The organism is Neptuniibacter sp., from assembly GCF_024231755.1.
In the GTDB taxonomy this organism is placed as follows: domain Bacteria; phylum Pseudomonadota; class Gammaproteobacteria; order Pseudomonadales; family Balneatricaceae; genus Neptuniibacter.
Genome location: NZ_JAAEQH010000034.1, coordinates 1 through 3,965, shown reverse-complemented (window position 1 = coordinate 3,965; position 3,965 = coordinate 1). Strand labels below are relative to the sequence as shown.

The 3,965-nt window shown below is 45.6% G+C and carries 5 protein-coding genes; all 5 read right to left on the bottom strand.

The window, feature by feature from the left end; genetic code table 11:
- Positions 1-112 precede the first annotated feature (112 nt).
- The gene (locus GY843_RS01075; RefSeq protein WP_297305870.1) at positions 113-955 is read right to left on the bottom strand and encodes an SLAC1 anion channel family protein; all 843 of its coding nucleotides are present in this window, start codon (positions 953-955) and stop codon (positions 113-115) included.
- Between the two features lie 147 nt (positions 956-1,102).
- Positions 1,103-2,017, bottom strand: a complete 915-nt coding sequence (rdgC, locus tag GY843_RS01070; protein ID WP_297305869.1) for a recombination-associated protein RdgC — start codon at positions 2,015-2,017, stop codon at positions 1,103-1,105.
- A gap of 96 nt (positions 2,018-2,113) precedes the next feature.
- The gene (locus GY843_RS01065) at positions 2,114-2,599 is read right to left on the bottom strand and encodes a thioredoxin fold domain-containing protein (protein ID WP_297305868.1); all 486 of its coding nucleotides are present in this window, start codon (positions 2,597-2,599) and stop codon (positions 2,114-2,116) included.
- Between the two features lie 30 nt (positions 2,600-2,629).
- The gene (locus tag GY843_RS01060) at positions 2,630-3,511 is read right to left on the bottom strand and encodes an alpha/beta hydrolase (protein WP_297305867.1); all 882 of its coding nucleotides are present in this window, start codon (positions 3,509-3,511) and stop codon (positions 2,630-2,632) included.
- 166 nt (positions 3,512-3,677) lie between these two features.
- A partial coding sequence (locus GY843_RS01055; RefSeq protein ID WP_297305866.1) for a phosphoribosyltransferase family protein occupies positions 3,678-3,965 on the bottom strand: 288 nt, incomplete at its 5' end.

The window sequence follows — 3,965 nt, the reverse complement described above, 5'->3', positions numbered from 1 at the left end:
TGACACCCGCTTCATGCTGCTTGATGGCTTTGATGATTTGCTCTTCCGTGTAACGTTTCTTCATGTCGAGATCCCCATTTAGATCGTAGATTATCTGGAAATCTCATCGTCGTCATGGTGTTAAATTCGGGGGAAAGGTCACTGCCAGTGGGAAGGAGTATGCCCACCACGACAAATAGAAACGAATCCCACTGAAACGTTTAAATTGGCTGAAAAGCATAAGCACCAAAAAGAGAGCGGAGTAAAAGAGCAGCCGGGCAAAATTGTCTAGTTCACCATTCAGCTTTGTATAAGAGATAAAGCCCACTGCTGGTGGTGCTATCAGAATAAAAAGTGTGGGTAGTAGTTTTTCCGGTAGAGGGTCATGGAAAAACAGACGATTGAAAATAAGGGTTTTCAGAATTACCCAGTAAACCAGACCAATTGAAAAGAAAAACCAGCTTACCTCAGTATACCCGTGTTCAACCCCTGCAATGGGTACCAGAATATTACCGACTACAGGGATAAACCATGCTGGCGTGGTGTGTGCGATTTTATATTTAGGGTGGTGCAGCCATTGCCCGAGGGCGTAGAGGGTAAAAGTAAGGTGTAGCAGGCTGCCTGAAAACCATAGAATTTCGGAAAGCTGTTTGTGTAGTGATAATGTAGCGGTACTGAGTAAAAGCAGGCTGATACTGATTGCGGGGAAAAAACTCAGTTTTAGCGGGTGGTTGAATTCGGCAGCAACTACGGGTTTAAAACGCATGCTTTTTAATAGGTAAGTACCGCTTATTATCAGAAATAGCATCCCGCTTAGGATAAGCAAAGCATGTGCTACCCAAGTTGGAGTTCCTAATACCTGAATCGCTTTTTGCCAAGCGAGAGCCAGCCCGGTACAGCCCATAACCATTGCGAAGAAAGCAATGGGAAAATGCTGCAACTTGGATTCATTTAGAGGCTGAGAGCTATTTTCCATAAATGCTTATCTTTGGCTTGATGGTTCCCGTCGACGTTGTTTATTCAACGCAATGCTCTAGAAGTCATTTTAGCAATAATTAATACATTGAGTATAAAGTAGGGACTGGCTGAATGCAGTCCCTGGGGTGCCCTATTGGGGGAGGGATTAAGGGCGCTGAGCTTCTCCGCCGAAAGCAGCAATCAGTGCAGGGTAGAGTTTGGCAAGTTCCAGACCCATCTGAACCATATCTGCATCAAACTGAGCTACTTCATCTTCAGCGGCTTCATCTGCCATTTTTTCCTGTAGTTGTTCAGTGAGCTTAAGGCGTTTGATGGATAGATCGTCGTTGAGAACGATCTTAATTTGCTCATCCCACCCCAGAGCTAGTTTGGTTACTCGCTTGCCTGCTTCTAAATGGGCTACAAACTCTTCATCTTCTAACTGTTGACCTTTGATACGAATAACTCCGCCTTCCATAACGTTGTCTCGCAATTCGCACTCATCCATGATGGCAAAGCCATCAGGGATGGTTTCATTATGTTCCAGCCAGTTTGACATAACCGCAGAAGGAGATTGGTTCACATCGGGCAGTGTCAGCGGAAGGCTGCCAAGAGTCCCGCGTAAGTGGCTTAACAGTTCTTCAGCCCGTTTGTGACTTGAGGCGTCTACCGCGATCCAACCCTGGGAGGGAGAGATTAGAGCAGTGGTCTGCTGAAAGCGGCTAAACGCGCGCGGAAGAAGATCAAGTATCACCTCGTCTTTAAGCTGGTCTTTCTCTTTTTTATAAACTTTTCGCGCCTGCTCCTGTTCGATAACCGCTACTTTCTCGCTTACGGCATCTTTGATAACAGACGAGGGAAGAATTTTTTCCTCTTTACGCGCTGCAATCATTGTCATGCCATGAACTTCGTGGGCTAGCATGTCGTCTAGAAGACGACAGGGTGATACCCAGCCATAGCGACTTAACTCCTGACTTTTACAAGGGGTGTAAGCCTGCTCCTGGAGTTTCTGCTGTAGCTGTTCCTGTGTATAAGAGAAGGAATCGGTCAGGCGATAAAAAATAACATTCTTAAACCACATGGCTGCAGCTCCAGTTAGAAAAATTGGCTGTGCATGGTAGCAAGTTTTTCCAAGGATAAAAGAGGAAAGCTGAATTTATTCGGCTAAAAGCGATGATTATGGGTTGAGCTTTTTGAGGGCGTTACGGAGTGATTTATCGACATAGTATCCGTAAAGCTCCAGTGTATTTACGCCTACCATTTTTTCTGCGAGTTCATTTCCCGTAGAGTCAAGGAAGAGTAAGGTAGGGGTGGCCCAGGCATTGTAGCGGCGGGCAAAGCTATTGGAAGTTATCTCCTCTCCGGAAAAATCCTTCAAGGAATCACCAGCGTTGATCTCTATTTCTCTAAACAGTGTTGTCTCTTCATAGCTGCCACTGCGTATCATTGGCTTGATGATCTCCTCAGTGATTTGAACACAGTAGCTACACCCGGGCTGAGATACCAAAAGCAGAACAACCTTCTTCTCTCCTGTTTGGTTGAAGCCCTCCGCCCCATAGTCAGCCTGTAGATCGTTAGCAATAGGCACACCAGACGCGAGTGAAGGTTGCTGTATCGCAAGCGTCAGGAAAAATGAGAAGAAAGCAGTCTTAAGATATCGCATAGATGTGAAAGATTCTTACTGAGCTGGCTATTATAAGCTATCTAGAAACTCAACGGTGTTTTCGATAACTTCATCCATATACAGATCACGGAAAAAGTGTCCCGCTCCCTCGATCTCAACACTGGTTATCATCTCATTGCCAACCGAGCTCATCTTGGCGTAAAGGCCTGGAACTGTTGTGTCTTCGCTGCCTGCGATAACTAACGTTGGAATCTTAGCCGAATGCAACAGGGTCGGCGTATCAAAGCGTTGATCTGCCTGGTAGTAGCTGACAAAACTACCTGCAGTTACGCTGGCTTTTTCACAGTAGATAAAATCTGTATCCTGCATAACTTTCTCAGCAGGCATCTGTTTGGCTTTTTCTAATATTGGAGTTAAAGGTTTCTTGTAGCGCTCTGCATAATTTTCCTGCTCGTATGTTTCGGACCAGGTTTGTGGTGCTAGTAGAATCTGTGCTTTGACTGCAGAATCGCTGTTCTCATCGCTATACCAGGCTGTCTGGTTACCACCGCGGGAATGGGCTGCCAGAATAATCTCAGTGCTACCTTTATCTTTGAGCCAATTTACCCACTGTCCGATTTCTGAAGTAGCATCAGTATGTTTGTGATTATGGGTAGTAGGGCAATCATACATATCGTGGCGATTGTCCTGACCCAGACTCAGGTTGATTGCCAGGCTACTGATTCCCTCGTCCGACAACAGTTCCTGCCAAGTGGTGATAATCTCCATCGCATTGTGCGCCAGGGTTCCATGAGTGATCAAAAACATGCGCTCATAACCGGAATCTTCCGCGAGAGTCAGGTTTGCATTCAGAGTTAATCCCTGATGTTTAAGGTACACTTCTTCAGCAGATGTTAAAGGGGATGCAAGTAATGATCCTGCCAGAAACAGAGAGGAAAGAGTGCGGCGCATAATGACTCCAATCAAACTTGAGATAATATATTAGGTTATATTGATATTCTTAAAAGAAATATTCAAGCAGAATTGGTTAAAATTAGAGGAAGGTCTAGCTTGGGTAGAGGAGACCGGGATGGAGGTTATGAGTAGGGACAGATTTTAAATCTGTCCCTGTTGACACTTAAAGGCCTTCGTAGGCGATCAGGGTGTGTACTGGAACACCTGCATCCTGAATTATGCTTGAGCCTTGCAAATCAGGTAGGTCGATTAATGCCGCTGCTTCATAGACTTCGGCACCCAGTTCTTTTACTAAGCTACACGCGGCCATAATTGTTCCACCAGTGGCGATTAGGTCATCAAATACTAGTACCCGGTCGCCCTCGGTTACCGCATCCACCTGCATCTCAACTGCTGCGGTGCCATATTCCAGTTTGTATTCCTGATGGATGGTTTCACCAGGTAATTTACC